This is a genomic window from Streptomyces sp. HUAS MG56 (assembly GCF_058673395.1).
Genome location: NZ_CM178722.1, coordinates 8,344,873 through 8,362,312 on the forward strand (window position 1 = coordinate 8,344,873; position 17,440 = coordinate 8,362,312).

Annotated in this window: 13 protein-coding genes and 6 pseudogenes; 14 read left to right on the top strand and 5 right to left on the bottom strand. The window is 70.0% G+C overall.

Annotated features, from left to right (window positions below; all coding sequences use genetic code 11):
- The 10 genes and pseudogenes from AC4OXY_RS38665 to AC4OXY_RS38710 form a co-directional block, all read left to right on the top strand.
- Entirely contained in the window at nucleotides 1-942 is a 942-nt protein-coding gene (locus AC4OXY_RS38665) for a metal ABC transporter ATP-binding protein (RefSeq protein ID WP_491992010.1), read from the top strand.
- Nucleotides 929-1,840, top strand: coding sequence for a metal ABC transporter permease (locus AC4OXY_RS38670; RefSeq protein ID WP_491992011.1), 912 nt, complete (start codon nucleotides 929-931; stop codon nucleotides 1,838-1,840). The genes AC4OXY_RS38665 and AC4OXY_RS38670 overlap by 14 nt, the downstream gene beginning before the upstream one ends.
- On the top strand, nucleotides 1,837-2,706 hold the full coding sequence (locus tag AC4OXY_RS38675; RefSeq protein ID WP_491992012.1) for a metal ABC transporter permease: 870 nt from the start codon (nucleotides 1,837-1,839) through the stop codon (nucleotides 2,704-2,706). Before AC4OXY_RS38670 ends, AC4OXY_RS38675 begins: the two co-directional genes overlap by 4 nt.
- A gap of 14 nt (nucleotides 2,707-2,720) precedes the next feature.
- Nucleotides 2,721-3,179 (top strand): Fur family transcriptional regulator, encoded by a 459-nt coding sequence (locus AC4OXY_RS38680; RefSeq protein WP_491992013.1) that lies wholly within the window; start codon nucleotides 2,721-2,723, stop codon nucleotides 3,177-3,179.
- Nucleotides 3,180-3,354: 175 nt separating this feature from the next.
- Nucleotides 3,355-3,753: pseudogene (locus AC4OXY_RS38685) on the top strand (polysaccharide deacetylase family protein); the annotation flags it as partial.
- Nucleotides 3,754-4,227: 474 nt separating this feature from the next.
- Nucleotides 4,228-5,502: an APC family permease gene (locus AC4OXY_RS38690; RefSeq protein ID WP_491994707.1), complete on the top strand. Its 1,275-nt coding sequence runs from the start codon at nucleotides 4,228-4,230 to the stop codon at nucleotides 5,500-5,502.
- 213 nt (nucleotides 5,503-5,715) lie between these two features.
- Nucleotides 5,716-7,149, top strand: coding sequence for an alkaline phosphatase family protein (locus tag AC4OXY_RS38695; RefSeq protein ID WP_491992014.1), 1,434 nt, complete (start codon nucleotides 5,716-5,718; stop codon nucleotides 7,147-7,149).
- A 37-nt stretch (nucleotides 7,150-7,186) separates the two neighbouring features.
- Nucleotides 7,187-7,816 carry a hypothetical protein gene (locus AC4OXY_RS38700; RefSeq protein WP_491992015.1) on the top strand — a complete coding sequence of 210 codons (630 nt, stop codon included), beginning with the start codon at nucleotides 7,187-7,189 and terminating at the stop codon, nucleotides 7,814-7,816.
- A 140-nt stretch (nucleotides 7,817-7,956) separates the two neighbouring features.
- Nucleotides 7,957-8,166, top strand: a pseudogene (locus AC4OXY_RS38705) (pyridine nucleotide-disulfide oxidoreductase); the annotation flags it as partial.
- 69 nt (nucleotides 8,167-8,235) lie between these two features.
- A pseudogene (locus AC4OXY_RS38710) lies at nucleotides 8,236-8,316 on the top strand (NUDIX domain-containing protein); the annotation flags it as partial.
- On the opposite strand, the pseudogene AC4OXY_RS38715 reads toward AC4OXY_RS38710, so the two are convergent.
- The 4 genes and pseudogenes from AC4OXY_RS38715 to AC4OXY_RS38730 form a co-directional block, all read right to left on the bottom strand.
- Nucleotides 8,283-8,530, bottom strand: a pseudogene (locus AC4OXY_RS38715) (helix-turn-helix domain-containing protein); the annotation flags it as partial. The pseudogenes AC4OXY_RS38710 and AC4OXY_RS38715 overlap by 34 nt on opposite strands.
- Nucleotides 8,531-8,624: 94 nt before the next feature.
- Entirely contained in the window at nucleotides 8,625-9,035 is a 411-nt protein-coding gene (locus tag AC4OXY_RS38720; protein WP_491992016.1) for a GNAT family N-acetyltransferase, read from the bottom strand.
- A 214-nt stretch (nucleotides 9,036-9,249) separates the two neighbouring features.
- Nucleotides 9,250-10,476 (bottom strand): hypothetical protein, encoded by a 1,227-nt coding sequence (locus tag AC4OXY_RS38725; protein ID WP_491992017.1) that lies wholly within the window; start codon nucleotides 10,474-10,476, stop codon nucleotides 9,250-9,252.
- 51 nt (nucleotides 10,477-10,527) lie between these two features.
- Nucleotides 10,528-10,839 (bottom strand): hypothetical protein, encoded by a 312-nt coding sequence (locus AC4OXY_RS38730; RefSeq protein WP_356035212.1) that lies wholly within the window; start codon nucleotides 10,837-10,839, stop codon nucleotides 10,528-10,530.
- Nucleotides 10,840-10,890: 51 nt separating this feature from the next.
- Here AC4OXY_RS38730 and AC4OXY_RS38735 point away from each other — a divergent pair.
- Nucleotides 10,891-11,705: pseudogene (locus tag AC4OXY_RS38735) on the top strand (DUF2867 domain-containing protein); the annotation flags it as partial.
- Between the two features lie 73 nt (nucleotides 11,706-11,778).
- The gene (locus tag AC4OXY_RS38740) at nucleotides 11,779-13,155 is read left to right on the top strand and encodes a cryptochrome/photolyase family protein (protein WP_491994708.1); all 1,377 of its coding nucleotides are present in this window, start codon (nucleotides 11,779-11,781) and stop codon (nucleotides 13,153-13,155) included.
- Nucleotides 13,156-13,912: 757 nt separating this feature from the next.
- On the opposite strand, the gene AC4OXY_RS38745 is transcribed toward AC4OXY_RS38740, so the two are convergent.
- On the bottom strand, nucleotides 13,913-15,517 hold the full coding sequence (locus AC4OXY_RS38745) for a hypothetical protein (protein WP_402069241.1): 1,605 nt from the start codon (nucleotides 15,515-15,517) through the stop codon (nucleotides 13,913-13,915).
- Nucleotides 15,518-16,661: 1,144 nt separating this feature from the next.
- On the opposite strand from AC4OXY_RS38745, the gene AC4OXY_RS38750 reads away from it, so the two are divergent.
- Together AC4OXY_RS38750 and AC4OXY_RS38755 are read left to right on the top strand one after the other, a co-directional pair.
- Nucleotides 16,662-17,042, top strand: a complete 381-nt coding sequence (locus AC4OXY_RS38750) for an ester cyclase (RefSeq protein WP_491992018.1) — start codon at nucleotides 16,662-16,664, stop codon at nucleotides 17,040-17,042.
- A gap of 94 nt (nucleotides 17,043-17,136) precedes the next feature.
- Nucleotides 17,137-17,439: pseudogene (locus tag AC4OXY_RS38755) on the top strand (transposase); the annotation flags it as partial.
- Nucleotide 17,440: the final 1 nt, after the last annotated feature.

Consider the following 17,440-nt stretch of genomic DNA (forward strand, 5'->3'; position numbering starts at 1 on the left):
GTGAACCCGATAGCCAAGGCCCGCGAGGCCGTCACCAGCCACAGCACCCCGACCATCCCCAAGCACCGAACCGCACATCACGACACCACCACCGACTTCGCGAACGCCCCGGTGGTCGCGCTGCGCGGCGCCGCCGTGCGGGTCGGCGGCCGGACACTCTGGTCGGAGGTGGACCTTCGTATCGGAGCCGGCGAGTTCACCGCCGTACTCGGCCCCAACGGCGTCGGCAAGTCCACCATGATCAAGGTCCTGCTCGGCACCCTGCCCGCGGCAGCCGGTGACGTACGGGTGCTCGGAGCCCGGCCCGGACAGGCCAACGACCGCATCGGCTACCTGCCGCAGCGCCGCAGCTTCGACGCCACCCTGCAGATCCGCGGTGTCGATGTCGTGCGCATGGGTCTGGACGGGGACCGGTGGGGCGTACCGCTACCGTTCCCGAGCGCACGGCGGCGGGCCGACCGTGCACGGGTGGACGAAGTCATCGAGCTGGTCGGGGCGTCGGCGTACGCGCACCGGCCGATCGGGCAGTGTTCCGGCGGCGAGCAGCAGCGGCTGCTGATCGCCCAGGCACTGGTCCGCAGGCCCGAACTGCTCCTGCTGGACGAGCCGTTGGACAGCCTCGACCTGCCCAACCAGGGCGCCGTCGCAGCACTCATCGGGCGCATCTGCCACCAGGAGGGCGTCTCCGTGGTCATGGTCGCCCACGACGTGAACCCGATACTCCACCACCTGGACCGCGTGGTGTACCTGGCCGAGGGCGGAGCCGCCACCGGCACGCCGACCGAGGTCATCACCTCCGAGACACTGACCCGGCTGTACGGCACACCGGTCGAGGTACTGCGAGCCTCGGACGGCCGCTTGGTCGTGGTGGGCCAGCCGGAGGCACCCGCGGTGCACACCGACCGGCACGACACCCCGGGGAGCGGTCATGCTGCTGGCTGACGTGGGGACCACACCAGCGTGGTCGTGGAACCTCCTCACACACTTCCAGGAGATGTGGTCGTACCCGTTCATGGTCAACGCCTTCCGCGCAGGCGCGGTCGTGGCCGTGGTCTCGGCGCTCGTGGGGTGGTTCGTGGTGCTGCGGAGGCAGACGTTCGCCGCGCACACCGTCTCCCTGGTCGCCTTCCCCGGCGCCGCCGGAGCGGTGCTGCTCGGGGTCAGCGCGGTCTACGGGTACTTCACGCTGTGCGTGGCCGCCGCACTGGTCATCGCCGCCCTGCGCGGCGGCGGAGACCACCACGAGTCCGCGCTCACCGGAACCGTGCAGGCATTCCTGATGGCCTCCGGTTTCCTGTTCATCGCCCTGTACAGGGGTCTGCTGGAGGGGCCGCAGACCATCCTCTTCGGCACCTTCCTGGGCATCACCTCGTCTCAGGTGACCGCGCTGACGGTGGTCGGCGCTGTGGTGCTCGCGGTGCTGGCGGTGATCGGGCGGCCGCTGCTGTTCGCATCCGTCGACCCGCAGGTCGCCGGCGGGCGCGGGGTGCCGGTCCGGGCACTGTCGGTGGTCTTCCTCGTCCTGCTCGGCGCCGCCACCGCCGAGGCGAGCCAGATCACGGGCACCCTTCTGGTCTTCGCCCTCATGGTGATCCCGGCCGCCACCGCTCAGATCCTCACCGCCCGCCCGGCGCTGAGCCTGGTCCTGGCCGTCCTGCTGGCGTTCGCCGCCACCTGGCTCGGCCTGACCGCCGCCTACTACTCGCCCTACCCCCTGGGCTTCTTCGTGACGACCATCGCCTTCGCCGGATACGTACTCGCCCTGGGCTGGCGCTCACTGCACACACTGCTCGGCAGCCGGACCAGCGCCCGGCTCGCCTCCGCGGAGGTGGGGGCATGACCATCCTCCTCGCCGCCTCCCCGCTGTCCCAGCCGTTCTTCCAGCACGCCCTCCTCGCCGGGACCGCCATCGCCGCCGCCTCCGGACTGGTCGGCTACTTCCTCGTCCTGCGCGCCCAGGTCTTCACCGGCGACGCGCTCAGCCACGTCGCCTTCACCGGCGCGATGGCCGCCCTCGCCTTCGGCGCCGACCTGCGCCTGGGCCTGTTCGCCGCGACCATCGCCATGGCGCTGCTCTTCGGCACCCTCGGCCGCCGCGCACGCCCCGACGACGTGGTCATCGGCAGCGTCTTCTCCTGGATCCTGGGCCTGGGCGCCTTCTTCATCACCCTCTACACGACCTCCCGCAGCACCGCGAACGGAACCGCCGGCGTCAGCGTGCTGTTCGGCTCCGTCTTCGGCATCTCCTCTGCCAGCGCGGTCATCGCCGCCCTGGTGGCCGCCGGGGTCGGACTGTTCGTGGTCCTCATCGCCCGGCCGCTGCTGTTCGCCACGCTGGATGAGGCCGTGGCCGCCGCCCGCGGGGTACCGGTCCGCCTGCTCGGCTACGGCTTCCTGGCCCTGGCCGGGATCAGTGCCGCAGAGGCCACCCAGGCGGTCGGCTCTCTGCTCCTGCTCGGCCTGCTCGCCGCCCCCGCGGGCGCCGCGATCCGCCTCACCGACCGCCCCTACCGGGCACTCGCCCTCTCCGCCGCCCTGGCGGTACTGGAGATGTGGGCCGGGCTGTTCGCCTCGTACGCGGTTCCGAGGATGCCCCCGAGCTTCGCCATCATGGCCGTCGCCACGGCCGTCTACGCCGCAACGTTCCTGATAGGACGGCCCGCCTCCAACCCTCGCACCAGAACCGCCGTCCCCACCGGCACATGAGCGAAGGCACGTTGATGGAACGCGACCGACAGCCCGCCCGCACACTGTCAGCCGACGTCACGCTGATCGGCCGCCACACCCAGCAACGCACCGTCGTGGTCGAGGCGCTCATCCGGGCCGAGGGCTTCGTCGGCGCCCAGGCCCTCCACAACCGGCTCGCCGCCGACGGCTCACCGGTCGGCCTCTCCACGGTCTACCGCACCCTGACCGCCCTGGCCGGCGCTGGCCGTGCCGACACGGTCCGCGACACGAGCGGCGAACGCCTCTTCCGCTACCGCCCCGGCCCCGACCACCGCCACTACCTCCTCTGCACCGAATGCGGCCTGAGCCTCCCCGTCGACTCCGGCCCGGTGGAGGACTGGGCGGACACCATCGCACGGACCTCCGGCTTCGCCAACGTCCGGCACACGGTGGAGCTGTCCGGGGTGTGCCCGGACTGCGCGCGACGGCATGCGACGGCCGAACGACACTGAACGCGAGCGCCGTCCGATGTCGGCCAGGAGTCCGTTCCGTCGAGTGGACCAGGCCCTCAGTGTTCTTACTCCAAAGAGCGCAACCACCCTCCGGAGCAGCGCAGTTACCAAAGGCATGGAGAACGCAGGCAGTACGCATGTCACCCGGCGGGCCCTGCTGTCAGTCGGCGGATTGATGCTTCTCGGCGCCTGCACAGCCCCTGGCGGCACGCCTGAACACGAAGGGAGGCCGGCACCTGACACCGTGAAGCCCGCTCATCCGGGCGACTCTCACGCCAGCGAGCCGGCCTACGTCGAGCTGCCGGGTCGGCCGGAGTTCTACGTTCACCAGGGCCCGCGGGCGATCGCGCTGACCATCGACGACGGTCCGAACCCGGAATGGACTCCGCAGGTGCTGGACCTCCTGCGCCGCTACGCCGTGACCGCCACGTTCTGCCAGGTCGGTGCCCGCGTCAGCGCGTACCCCAACCTGGTGCGGGCGGTGGCCGCCGAAGGCCACCTGATCGCCAACCACACCTGGACCCACGCCGATCTGGCCCGGGCATCCGATGCGACCGTCCGCTCCCAGCTGGAACGCACCAGTGACACGACTTTCCACCCATGCTCTGCGGCTCCCTGTCGTCGGCGGCGGGCTGTGGCAACCGTGGCCGTACACGTCGCCCATGCGGGCCACGGCGGAGAACAGGGGAGTCCGCAGCGCGTGCCGCAAAACTCCGGACACCTGCTCCGGCGTAGGACGGGGATTGCGAAGCCGGTTCTCCTCCGGCTGATGCCTGGGCTGGGCCAGTCGTTGCAGCATCACGGACTGGGCTCACCGGGACCGGCTCATGAGGCGGTACGCGTCACCCACACCACGACTCGGAGGGCTCGATCGACCTCTTCATGTCATCAAGGTCGCTTGCCGGATCAGCCTGCCGGGACCCGATCCACCCCCCAACTTCGGCACGACCGGACCTTCGGAAGCCGAGGATCACAACGCGCGCGACCTGCTGTTCATCCCCGACAGGTATCGTCTCGCTCCCCGGATGTCGACAGATGGTGGTGCGCAGTGAGCCAGGCGTCGAAGGGCGGCGGAGCCGCTGTACTGGAGCGGAGGCTTGGCGTTTTCGATGCCGTTGTCATCGGGCTGGGCTCGATGATCGGTGCGGGAGTCTTCGCCGCTCTGGCGGCGGCTGCGCGGGCGGCGGGATCGGGCCTTCTGGTGGGGCTCGCCGTTGCGGCTGTGGTGGCGTACTGCAACGCCACGTCCTCGGCACGTCTGGCGGCACGCTATCCGCAGTCCGGTGGAACCTATGTGTACGGCCGTGAGCGGCTGGGCGAGTTCTGGGGCTACCTCGCCGGGTGGGGCTTCGTGGTGGGCAAGACCGCCTCGTGCGCGGCGATGGCGCTCACCGTGGGGTCGTATGTGTGGCCGGGCCAGGCGCACGCTGTCGCGGTCGCTGCCGTGGTGGCGCTGACCGCCATCAACTATGTGGGCGTGCAGAAGGCAGCCTGGCTGACGCGGGCGATCGTCGCCGTGGTCCTGGCCGTGCTGGCCGCCGCGGCGGTGGCCTGCCTGACCTCCGGCAACGCTCAGGCCGGTCGGCTGGACATCGGATCGGACGCCTCCGTCACCGGGGTGTTGCAGGCGGCCGGCCTTCTGTTCTTCGCCTTCGCCGGGTACGCGCGGATCGCGACCCTGGGCGAGGAGGTACGGGACCCGGCCCGCACGATTCCCCGGGCCATTCCCCTGGCCCTGGGGATCACGCTGGCCGTGTACGCGGCGGTCGCCGTGTCCGCGCTGGCCGTCCTCGGCCCGGACGGGCTGGCACGGGAGAGCGCGCCGCTGGCCGAGGCGGTACGGCAGGCCGGGGTGCCAGGGCTGGTCCCGGTGGTCCGGGCCGGGGCGGCGGTGGCGGCGCTCGGGTCGTTGCTCGCGCTGATCCTGGGCGTCTCGCGGACCACGCTGGCCATGTCCCGGGACCACCACCTGCCCCATGCCCTTTCCGCCGTGCACCCCCGGTTCAAGGCGCCGCATCGCGCGGAGCTGCTGGTGGGCGCCGTAGTGGTGATCCTGGCCGCGACCACGGACGTGCGTGGCGCGATCGGCTTCTCGTCCTTCGGCGTACTCGCGTACTACGCCGTCGCGAACGCCTCCGCCTGGACCCTGACCGAGGAGGAGAACCGGCCGCCGCGCCTCATCCCCGTGGTCGGCCTGGCCGGCTGCCTGATCCTGGCCTTCACCCTGCCCGCGACGTCGGTGGCGTGGGGAGGGGCGGTGCTCGCCCTCGGAGCGGCCACGTACGGGATACGGCGAAGCCTCACGGCACACCGGGCGTCGTAGGGCCCGGCTCATGAACGCTGCGCGAGGGGTTCCGCCTTCTTTGCCGCATCCAGACATTTCTTGACGGTCTGATAGCTCTCCGTACCGCCATTGTTCGCCAGTGCGCCGACGGGAGTTGGGAGTGGAGTCGAGATGTGTGTTGCCTGTGGGTGGACAGTGCCCCGGGCGGCGGGGGAGGTCTTCGCCGCGCGTTGCCTTCTGTGAGGGAGCGACATGGCAGGGTTCATACGCGGGCGCAGACAGTGGCGCTTTGCAGCGGGGGCGGCCGTCGTGGGCGCGATCGCCGCGGTCACGCTGGCGCCAGCCTCGGCATCGGCCCATGAGGAGCACCACCCCAAGGCGCACAAGATCGGCCACGTCTGGACGATCATCCTGGAGAACAAGTCGTACGAGGCCACCTTCACAGGCCTCAACCAGAACAGCTACCTGTGGAAGACGCTCCCGTCCTACGGCGAGCTGCTCACCCAGTACTACGGCACCGGCCACTACAGCCTGGACAACTACATCAGCCTGGTGTCCGGGCAGGCCCCGGCGCCTGACAACCAGGACGACTGTCCGCAGTACAAGAACGTCTCCCCGGGCACCCCGGCCGCCGACGGCCAGGTCAACGCCGGCACGGGCTGCGTGTACCCGTCCTCGGTGAAGACGCTCTTCAACCAGCTCGACACGAAGAAGATCCCGTGGAAGGTGTATGCCCAGGACATGGGCAACACCCCCGCCCGCGAGGACGCCTACCAGTGCGGTATCCCCGGCAGCCCGGCCGGCAACGGTGTCCCGCTCCCCGGCGGCGCGACCCCGGCCGACCAGTACGTGGCCAAGCACAACCCGGCGCCCTGGTTCCACTCGCTGATCGACAACCCCAGGGACTGCGCCAGGGTCGCCCCGCTCAACGGGCTCGCCGCCACGGCAGGGCACCCGGCCGTGACCGGCCTGGCGCAGGACCTGAAGAGCGAGAAGACCACGCCGCGCTTCAACTGGATCAGCCCGAACAACTGCTCCGACGCGCACGACGCCACCTGCAAGGGCGACAACCTCTCCGGTGACCCGAACAACCACCAGGGCGGCCTGTACGCCTCGGACAAGTTCCTGGAGAAGGTCGTCCCCCAGATCATGGCCTCCCCGGCGTACCAGCACGACGGCATGATCCAGATCATCTTCGACGAGGCGTTCCCGCCCTACAAGATGTACGGCAACTCCATCGCCGACTACAGCGGCAACACGGACAAGACGCTGAACACCCCGACCGACACCGCTCAGTCGGTCGTCGCGTGCTGCAACGAGCTGCCCGGCCCGAACACCACCCAGCCCGGCTTCCAGGCGTTCGGCCAGGACACCACCCCGGGCGGAGGCATCACCGGCGCCGTGTTCCTCTCCCGCTACATCAAGCCGGGCTCCGTCTCCGAGCAGCCCTACAACCACTACTCGTGGCTGCGCAGCATGGAGGACCTGTTCGGCGTCCGCAGCGGCGGCACCGACGGTCACGGACACCTGGGCTACGCGGCTGCCGACGGCCTGCGCCCGTTCGGCGCCGACGTCTACAACAACCCCTCCGGCAAGGCCCTGGCCCCGGCGCCCTCGGGCAGCACCGTCTACCCGGCCGTGGCTCGCATCGACGACCCCGAGCACCCCGTCACCAAGAAGCCCTGACCCGGGCACCCGACCGGAAGGGAAAGACCTGCCGCCGATGACCACTGCGCGCATTGCGGCACGACGCCGGGCCGGCCTCCGCCGGCCCGGCACGTGGCGCACCAACCCCAAGACCGCCCTGGCCACCCTCGCCTGCACCGCCCTCACGCTGGCCGCCCTGGCCGGATGCGGCGGCCACTCCACGCCGAAGGCGACCGACGATGCGGCGAAGACCGTCAAGAGCCTGGGCGCCGTCCCCATCCCCAGCCCGCCGACCGCACAGGCCACCCCCATTGCCGGTGAGAAACGCCTGCAACTGCTGGCCATGGGCTACTCTGTCCACGCCCAACTCCCTGGCGTGAACGCGGTGGTGACCGCCGGCGGCCCGACCGAGAACCCGATCGCCAAGCGAGGCGGCGTTCCCGACCACGCCACCGGCACGATCACCGTGACCGTCCACGAAGCCACCGGCCCGCTCACCCTCCACGCCGCCGACTTCACCTCCCGCGACGAGAACGGAAAGCCCGTCCCCCTGTCCGCCCACGGCCCGGCGACCATCACGGCTCGCCCCGGACAGACGGCAGCCCTGACACTGTCCGGCACCTACGAGGCCGGCGCCGCCGAACTCACCTGGCGCCATGACGGAAAGACCATCGCCGTCTGGGACTTCAACATCGAACTCGACTGATGAGTGCACCAGCGCGCACCGTCCTCGCCAACAGCCTCCTACGCGGCGGCCCGCGAGGGACCGCACGTGCCCGTCACGACTTCACCCTGCCCTCCGATAACCACCGGGCGTCCGGCCGCTGACAGGGACCGGAAGGCAGGGGCTTCCGCCCGGCCCAGTCTCACCTGGTCCCGCTCCAACTCCGAGGCCAGCGCCGGTACATCGCGACCGAGGGCACGGGTGCGGTCGACGAGCCGCGCCTCCACCTGCTCGGCTACGGCGACTGGACCGGACCCGCCTCCGCCACGTTGATCGGCGTCGGCCGCCCCGCTCGCGAGGTGGCCAGAGAGATCACGGGCCTGCTTGCGTAGGACCCGCCCCCGAGGACCTCCAGGGCGGCAGCGATCCGCAGCCCCACCGGGCCGGTCGACTGGGGCGGTGAGGAGACCGGCCTGACGGTGAAGCCGGAGTCCCTGAAGGTCGCCCACATCCTGTCCGCGGCCGACTTCGAGATACCGAACAGCGGGGCGAGCTGGCGCAGCGTCAAGCTGGTCCGCCAGTAGGCCGCGACCAGCAGCACCCGGTCCTCCAACGGTAGACTCCACGGCCGTCCTCTTCGGACCGCGTCCGCCCCTTCACGGCGCACCATCCTCACCAACTTGTCGAAGCAGCGCGGGTTCAGCCCAGTGAACGGGGCTATCCAGACGGCTCCGACGCCGTGATCACACCTGTCACGATCGAGATCATCCCGCAGCATGGCGACTATGGAGCCCCTCTCAGGCAGATCTACCGGCCGAAGCCTCTCCACCGCCTTCCCATGGCCTACCGCTCACGAACTCCCACCGGACGGTTGAACATCTCCGTAGATGCGAAAGCCGTGAAACCTGCGGTGTGGGAGTGCGGCGTAGAACTCTTCTGCGGTATCAGTGACCAGGTCCATGCGCATGGCTCCGCAGCGGCGAAGAGTCTCCTGAACCAGACTGCGGCCGATACCTGCGCGACGGCGGTCGTGGGCCGTGGCAAGCAGTGACAGGTGCGCCTGTACGACACCATCGGTCAGAGCTTGCGCAAAGCCGACAACTCGCGTGCCTTCAACCGCGACGAGCGCCACCACGCCCGGTGCAGTCAGGCTGGCCTCGGCCCGCTCGGGGCTGGCAGAGAAGGTGAACCATCCCTCACTACGACACAGGTCGAGGACTCCAGCGAGGTGAGCGGGATCGAAGGGGACGACGTCAGCCATGAGCGCGATTGTCCTCCTGCGGCGGCCTACCCAATATCGAGACAGCCCTTACGTAACCGCACACGGCATCGCCCTCACGGCAGACACCAAACCACCGTGTTGATTCTTTACGAGCCCTAAGGATGTAGATCCAGCCAGTCAAGCCTCTGCCACCTTTCACGCACTGACTTTCGGATACGCGGTAGGGAAGGAGGACGGTCGGTGTTGGGCAGCATCACGGCCGTGTGAACCGTGACGGTCGACGGTCGGCGGCAAGCGCGCTGAGGCGGTCGCCGATGACAGAGACACCAGGGCGGGGCTCGTTCGCGTAGTACCAGGGCTTGCGACGGCGCAGCAGCGCCTCGCCGTGCTCTCTCCAGGTGAATCCGGGCTTCCGCAGCAGCTTTCGGAACACGGCGTCGACTGTCTCCGGGTGTGCGGCAGCGAGTCGGCGGATCGGCAGTGGCCCGATTGACTCCTCGCGCAGGTAGATGCGCAGCAGATCCTGGTACTGCCTGCGGCCCGCGAGCGCCGGGTCTGCGAACAGGTCTCGTAGCACCCCGTAGTCCGCATAGAAGTTGAGCCCGTCGACCTGATCGTAGATGACACCGATGGTGTCCGAGCCTGCCAGTTCCGGCGGCAACTCGAAAAAGGGCAGGTCCCGGCCGGGGAGCCGTCTGCCCTGGACACGGTCGGGATGTCCGGCGAGGGCGGAGTCCTGGCGGTGTCGGTAGTACGCGTTGAGGAGGTCCTCGGCTTCGGCAGGCGAAAGGACCAGTTCGTCGCCGCCGCAGACCTCGATGAACGCGGCCCGGTCCTCCCGCATCGCCTGCCACCCCTGCTCGACCTTCCGGGGGTTGCGGAAGACCAGTTCGGGTCGGCTGGTGGCCAGTTGCAGGGCGACCTGGGCGATCTCGGTGGCGCTGGACCTGGGGTAGCCCGACATCGCCCCGGACACCAGCCAGGCCTCGCCGGCCGAGTGGACCGGTACCAGACAGGTGTGGAGGAAGCTCCCCTTGGACACTCCGCGGAACGCCGCCCGGCCCACATTCGAGTACGTGCGGTACTCCAGGTCGTCGACCAGGTTCAGAAGGACGACGGCACCCCCTTCCTTCCGCTGGATCTCGAAGATGCCCTCGACCGGGTCGCGCCAGCCGAGCAACATCTCCCGGTCGGCCGCGGTCAGGTCCTTGCGCCCGGCGACGAACCGGTCCACCACGGTCGAACCGTCCGGCAGGCGGTACCGCAGGATGAAGTGGTCGATGATCCGGATCGCCTCGCCCTCGTCCAGCTGGCGCTCAGGCCCTGCGGCCTCCAGCAGGAGTGGCGTCAACCACCGGTCGAAGCGGGCGCTCTGCCCGAAGGCGACCAGCTGCCCTTTCAACTCGGCACTGCGCTCGATGAGGTCGGTCAGCGACGGTTCGCCGACGCGCCGATGCGTGCCCTGTACGGCGTCAGCCATGTTCAGCCCTTTCACACAGACCGGTTCCGCGTGGGTGTGAGGTGCCCGGCCTCAACCGGCCCAGTGACGGTATGCCTCGATCCACTCCGCGCCCTCGGGCGCCGGGCTGGGCACAGGCAGATCCAGGATTCCGATCGACTGCCGCATGCTTCCGCGAGAGCACCGAGCGACGATCCTGCCGTCCGGCGTGACGTCGATGCCGCGCACGGTCACCTCGACGCCGAGAACCGCGGTGGTGAAGGGCAGGGCGAGGTGCTCCCCAAGCATGGTGAACAGTCCGGTCAGCTGCTCGTCCTCGTTGTAGGCGTCGACAGTCGCCTCTTCGATCATGGCCTCAAGCTGGGCCGTGTCCAACGCGCTCATGGGTAAACACTAACGACCCTCGGGTTGACACCGGGCCGCCCTGACTCCGCTGCTGCTGCCGCCGGGCTGCCCCGGCAGCTCATCGTGCCCGTGCCCGTGCTGGCACCTGGACTGTCAAGTCGGTGGGTCGGCCTGGTGACCCCGGTGCCGGCCTCGAGTCCGCCCGCTCACGGAGTCCCTGCGCCACGAAGTGATCTGCCGGGAGCGGGACATCGAGCGGTACCTGCCCAGTCCGCCCGGCCATCCGCTCGGCTTCGACCAGGCAGTCGCCTTCGCGTTGCAGCGCGTCCGGGAAGCCCAGGTGGCCACGTGCTGGTCCGCGGATTCCGTGCCGGACACCCCCAGCGACCCGCTGCCGACCGACCCTGACCGAGCAGGCGGCAGCCTGTACGCCGACGTCCGTGAACGCGAGACGATGTGGCGCCGGAGGCGCTGTGGCAGGTCATCGAGGGCATCGCGGTGAGAACGGCTGGTACTCCTTTCCCCTGGCCTGGGTCGTGCGTGGCTGGCTCGACCGCCTCGTCGGCGGCGTCGGCCTGTGCCGGGGCCGGCGGGACGCCCGGCGGCTGCGAGTGGGCGACTCTCTGGACTTCTGGCGGGTGGAGGAGATCGAGCGCGGCCGGCTGCTGCGGCTGCGCGCCGAGATGCGGCTGCCGGGTCTGGCGTGGCTGGAGATGCGCGTGGACGGCAACGGCCGCGGACCTGTCCGATACCGGCAGCGAGCGCTGTTCCACCCGCGCGGACTGCTGGGTCACCTGGACAGGTGGAGTGTCTCTCCCTTCCACGCGGTCGTCTTCGAAGGCATGGCGCATAACATCGTCGGCACCGCCGCTCGCACCCAGCACGACCATGCCCCGCACAGCTGAGCCCCTCACGACCGGCCGCACCGCGTCCGGGAACGCCGCGCCGCCGCAGATCAGTGGAGAGAAGTTGAAGCCCATGCGCGTCTCGGTCGTCCTGTTCACCTCCGACCTGCGCCTGCACGACCACCCGCCGCTGCACGCGGCGCTGAAGTCCGCCGACGCGGTCGTCCCGCTCTTCGTGCGTGACCTCGCCGTCGAAGCTGCCGGGTTCGCCACGCCGAACCGCAGCGCCTTCCTCGCCGACTGCCTGGCCGACCTGGACGCCTCCCTGCGCGAGCGCGGCGGACGCCTCGTGGTGCGCTCCGGCGACCTGGTGGAGGAGGTGTGCCGTGCGGTGCGGGAGGCGGACGCCGACGAGGTGTACATGGCGGCGGCGCACAGCGCCTTCGCCACCCGCCGGGAGGACCGGCTCCGGCGGGCACTGGAGTCCGGCGGCCGCCGCCTGTCCGTCCACGACGCGGTCAACGTGGCTGTGCCGCCCGGAGAGGTGACCCCCTCCTCGTCGGACCACTTCGCCGTCTTCACGCCGTACTACCGGCGGTGGGCGCAGGCCCGTCTGCGCCCGGCTGCGGCCGCCCCGCGTCATGTTCGGGTTCCTGATCAGGTGAACGGCGAGCCGGTGCCCGCCCGAAGCGAGGTCACCGGGGTCTCGCCCGCTCTGCCGCCCGGCGGAGAGACAGAGGGCCGCAAGCGGGTGGCCGCCTACTGGCGGCACGGCCTGCACACCTACGACGGCACCCGGGACGACCTGGCTGCCGACGCCACCTCCCGGCTCTCCGCGCACCTGCATTTCGGTACCCTTTCCCCGGTAGAGCTGGTGCACCGGGCCCGCCGCCGCGGCGGACCGGGCGCCGAGGCGCTGGTACGACAGCTCGCCTGGCGCGACTTCCACCGTCAGGTGCTCGCCGCCCGACCGAGCGCCGCCCGGGCCGACTACCGCGCCAAAGGCGACCGTTGGCGCACCGAGCGCACGGCGAAGGCCGACATCGATGCGTGGCGGGAAGGCCGTACCGGCTACCCGGTGATCGACGCCGCGATGCGGCAACTGCGCCACGAGGGCTGGATGCACAACCGGGCCCGCCTGCTGACCGCGAGCTTCCTGACCAAGACGCTCTACGTCGACTGGCGCATCGGCGCCGCCCACTTCCTGTACTGGCTGGTCGACGGTGACATCGCCAACAACCAGCTCAACTGGCAGTGGGTGGCCGGTACCGGAACCGACACACGGCCCAACCGAGTCCTCAACCCCGTCATCCAGGCCAAGCGGTACGACCCCGACGGCACCTACGTCCACCGCTGGGTGCCCGAACTGAGGAACATCGACGCGCCTGCAGTGCACGAGCCGTGGAAGCTCCTCGGAGCGGACCGAGCCACGCTCGACTACCCCGACCCGATCGTGGACCTCTCCGAGGGCCTGGACCGGTTTCGCCTGGCCCGCCACCTGCAGGAGTGACCCTCGCCGACCGGCACTGGCGGCTCGGAGACCAGCTCGGTCAAGAGGGGGACGGCGGTGAGCCGTTGCGGACGGGGCCTGGAAGCGGCGCCTTTGCGTTCGCTGACGTCGCGTACGGCGGTCGGGGCATCTACGAGCTGGATCGCTCCGGCGTCGTCGACGATGACCTCGGCGCCTCCGTGGCTGGACGGCCTGATGTTCGGGCGCCTCGCAACCGTCTTCCTTCTGGTGCTGTCCGGCTTTTCCCTGGCACTCTCCTCGGCGCATTACGGTTGGCGGTCGGGCGGCGTCAGCCGATTCCCGGCGACGGGTGTTTCCATCGCAGGGGGGGAAGGCGCCTGCATGAGGACGACTGGTGGGCGCGCCGTGCCTCAGGTCTCTGCGTGCGCGAGGATGTCGGTGGCCCGCACGTACCTGGGCCCCTGCGGCGGCGCGGCGCAGCCGGGAGGGCGTGGCCGGTACGTGTGCTCGGCAGGAGCTGACGGCGGAGCGGACGCCGGAGGGGCGGCCCCGCCTGCGTCTCGCTCTCCGTCTCGGCTCGGCGAAGATCAGCTGTCACAGCGAACGGCTTCGTCCATGGCACATCTGGGGTCATCGTGCTGGGGAGCTGTCGTGACCGTTGTGACTACTCCGCCGGGTGTAGAGGGTGCTGGGTGTACCGGAGTGCCGGGTGCAGGGAAGCACCGCCAAGAGCTGTGCGGCCGGGCGACGCGAGGGTCGGCGTGGCTGTCGGGGAGCCGTAGCGGTGGCCTTGGGGCTACGGTGTTGTCGGGGACGGGGAGGCGGAGGCGCTGGTCGGTGAGGTGGCCTGGGTGGTGGCGGTCGTACCTGCGCCCCTGCCGGCCGACGGGGTGCTCGGCGACGTGGACGGGGAGGTGCCGGTCGAGGGAGCGGCCGAGGCCGACGTCCGGCCGAGCGCTGTCAGCACCGCGTCGGTGACCACTCCGCCCGCGTTCATGGTGAGGACGACAGGGTCGGCGGCGCCGAGCAGACGATCGCAGCCCAGGTTCGTGAACGTCTGGTTGGCCCGTGCCGCGAGGAAACCGAAGAGGTTCGGCGCCATGGCCGGGTCCGGCGAGGGCGCCTTCTCGAAGAGCGCCTTGTCCTTGAAGACGCGCTGGATGCCGGCCGGATCGCGGAAGAGGGTGGTGCAGAAGGCCGCTCCGTCACCGTCGGCGCCGGCACCGACCGCGGGCATGTCGACTCCGGTGCGGTACGCGTCGGTCTTCGCGACGCTGCCACGGCCGTCGACGAGCGTCATCGGGTCGTTCCGCGGGACCAGCGCGATCGGCGCTTTCTGGTGTGCCGCGGCGGACAGTTCGTCCAGCGCGAGGGCGGACGTGGCCCGGCCGTCGCCGGACTGGTCGGGCGCGGTGAAGGGCTTGCAGCCGAGGGCAGGGTCCATGAACTGGGTCAGCAGGAGGTTGTCGCTGCCATTGGCCAGGTCCTTGGGAGCGCGGGTGGTCTCTGACCTGGTCCTGCCGTTGTGCCGGTGGTGGCGGTCGCCGCGGTTGGTCAGCCGGGCGGCCTTCTTGAGTGCGGCCCTGCTCGCGGCGTTGTTCTGGGCGATCCGGCCGTGCGCGTCGGCGAGGTAGTGGGTCACCACGTTGTCGCTGCCGTCCTGGTCCACGACGGAGAAGTCCCGTGTGGTCGGACAGGGCAGGCCGTCCTTGGCTCTCCCGAGCGCCGGAATCCTGAGGTGCCCCTTGGCGATCTGGGCGTTGGCGGCCCGGAAGAAGGCCGGCGCATTGCAGTACGCGAACTGACCGAAGACCGATCCCGGCAGGCCGTTCACACACTGGCCCCGGGCTGGACCGTCCCGACGGCCGCTTGCCCGCAAGGTCAGCTCGGCGCTGTTGTAACCGAACCAGATACCCACAGTCGAGCCGCGCGGCACCGAGGGCCGGGCGGTGGGCGCGGCCGGCCTCGTTCCCTTGTCGATCACCAACGGGTTGTAGAGGGTCAGCTTGCCGTTCGGGGTGACGATGGCGGCTTCCACGAACGCGGACTGGTCGGGGTTGGCCTCGTGACAGGGTCCCTGTGCCGGATCGGTCGCGACGAGTCTGTACGGCGTGGCCAGGCCACGGGCGGTGAGCGGATTGTCCGGCACCAACAGCGTGCAGTTCGGATCGGGTTTGCGGGCCGCCGCGTCGGGGTGCACGGGGGCTGCCTGGCTCTTTTGCGGGCGGTGCTGGGCACGGACATCCGCCGCGAACACCGACCCCGCGACGACGGCAAGAATCACGGGGCCGCCTATCAGCGCGACTGACACCTTCGACAGCTTGCGGCGCCGGGCGTGCTCCCGCCGCGCAGTACGCGACGACTGTGCCAGGTCCTTGCGGGCCACTGCAGTGCTCCTCACTGTGCGTCCTTCCGTGGGGAGTGGCCCACGGTCGCGCGGGCGCACGACGGTCATGACGGTGGGGACCCTTCCGGGCGTGGCGGAGAACGAGCAACCGGATCGCCCCGCACGACGGATCCCATCGCGATACGTGCCGCGCTCGCGGTCGGTTCAACGGCCGCGCCAGTCATTGCCGAACCTTGAACGAGCGGGAGGCTCAATCCATGGTGGGCGCACGCTGACGAGAGGTCAGCCGGATCGGCTCGGGGCGGACCGCCAAGGGGTCATCGTGCCGGTGAGCCGTCGTCACCACTCCGCCGGGTGCAGGGGAGAAAGATCGTGCGGTGATGCCGCCCAGTGGGTAACGGAGCACATCGCGAGCCGGAGCGAGCTCGCTGTCCGGGAAGGAGGCCGAGCTGGAGTGCATGAGCCTGTTCCGGAACTCCCCGCATCCGTTGGACGCACGTGGGGGTACCCGTCCAGGGTGAGGCCGTCTGTGGCATGAACCGTTCGCCAGCCGGAACTCCCGTGAACCCGGGGCAGGTTCGGGAATGCAGAGTTTCCTGGGTCGGCATGGCGCGACTGGTGCGGCCGTTGCCAGGGCCCCGTGGGAATCGCCGACCGTTCGGTGTCATCGTCGGTCGGGTCGTTGATCGGGCGGGCCACGCACAGTGCCGTACCCGGCAGTAAGCGGTTGGCCCCCGCCCGGTCGCCGTGCCGGGGCCAACCAGCCTTACGGATACCGTACGGCGGTAGCGGCCGGTCCTGCGGGGTATGCCCGACGACCGGGCCGGAACGTCTGCCAAGGATGCGCCGACGATGGAGTCATCTCGCAGATTCTGCGCATCGGGGCGCAGCCCCGCCTCGATGGCCTTCGAGGCGGCCGAGACCAAAGACGCTGCCCGAGGCAGGAGCAGGACGCCCCGGGCCAGGTGCCCGACATCGACGCGATGACGGACGAGGAACTGTATGAGCGCCGGGAGTGATGCGCACATCGGCTAGGAGCATGGGTCAGTGAGCGGCAATGTGCATGCGTTTCATGGTCGTTTGCGCGGGGTGATCTCCATGTGCGTGGTGGGGTGGTCATCACACATGTATACGGATGCCGTGGGACCAAGGGCCAGGGCGTGGTTGACTGCTGGGTCGCCAACGACTCGGGAGCGATATGACCCACGACGTAAGGGCCACTGCGCAGCGCATGTACGAGGCGTTCAACGCTCGTGACTTCGCTGCGGCAGAGACGATCTTCTCTGCCGACTTCGTGAGCCATCCGCTGGGCACCGTCGGCGTCGACAGCGTCGTGAAGGCGTGGAGCGGGCTACACACCAGGTTCCCCGACATCCAGGTCATCGTCGAGGACATGGTCGTGGACGCGGACAAGGTCGCCGTTCGTACGACCCTGCATGGCGTCTTGGCGGGCGCCGTCGAGGACCAGTCTCCGCCCTCGATGATGGAGATCTTCCGGGTAAAGGACGGTCGCATCGCCGAACTGTGGGGCATATCCACGCTCAACCGCTCGGCGGAGAGCAGCGCGACCTCGGGTTGATCACGTGCGAGATGATCTCGGCGTGGGTAGCGACGAAGGGTTGCTCGAGGTCGAGCCGGCGGAGAAGAAGCGGCCGCAGGGTCGTCCGGCGGTGGTGGACAAGCGGTTCCGGGCGTTCGACCCGCACCAGGTCCTGTTGCTGCCTCCGTCGCTGGACGACTGGCTGCCCGAGGGTCACCTCGCCCGGTTCGTCGCCGACCTGGTCGACGAGGTGCTCGACCTCGGATCGGTCCTGGCCGACTACACCGAGAAGCGCGGCTACCCGCCCTACGACCCCCGGTTGATGGTGCGGCTGCTGATCTACGGCTACACCACAGGAGTGCGCTCCTCGCGGGCGATCGAGCGCAAGTACGTTGACGATGTCGCGTTCCGCTTCCTGGCCGCCGGCCAGGCCCCGG

Bases quoted from the DNA above. Each gene is read 5' to 3' on its own strand.
- AC4OXY_RS38670 (WP_491992011.1), top strand. From the start codon at position 929: ATGCTGCTGGCTGACGTGGGGACCACACCAGCGTGGTCGTGGAACCTC.
- AC4OXY_RS38675 (WP_491992012.1), top strand. From the start codon at position 1,837: ATGACCATCCTCCTCGCCGCCTCCCCGCTGTCCCAGCCGTTCTTCCAG.
- AC4OXY_RS38680 (WP_491992013.1), top strand. From the start codon at position 2,721: ATGGAACGCGACCGACAGCCCGCCCGCACACTGTCAGCCGACGTCACG.
- AC4OXY_RS38695 (WP_491992014.1), top strand. From the start codon at position 5,716: ATGGCAGGGTTCATACGCGGGCGCAGACAGTGGCGCTTTGCAGCGGGG.
- AC4OXY_RS38700 (WP_491992015.1), top strand. From the start codon at position 7,187: ATGACCACTGCGCGCATTGCGGCACGACGCCGGGCCGGCCTCCGCCGG.
- AC4OXY_RS38720 (WP_491992016.1), bottom strand. From the start codon at position 9,035: ATGGCTGACGTCGTCCCCTTCGATCCCGCTCACCTCGCTGGAGTCCTC.
- AC4OXY_RS38725 (WP_491992017.1), bottom strand. From the start codon at position 10,476: ATGGCTGACGCCGTACAGGGCACGCATCGGCGCGTCGGCGAACCGTCG.
- AC4OXY_RS38730 (WP_356035212.1), bottom strand. From the start codon at position 10,839: ATGAGCGCGTTGGACACGGCCCAGCTTGAGGCCATGATCGAAGAGGCG.
- AC4OXY_RS38740 (WP_491994708.1), top strand. From the start codon at position 11,779: ATGCGCGTCTCGGTCGTCCTGTTCACCTCCGACCTGCGCCTGCACGAC.
- AC4OXY_RS38750 (WP_491992018.1), top strand. From the start codon at position 16,662: ATGACCCACGACGTAAGGGCCACTGCGCAGCGCATGTACGAGGCGTTC.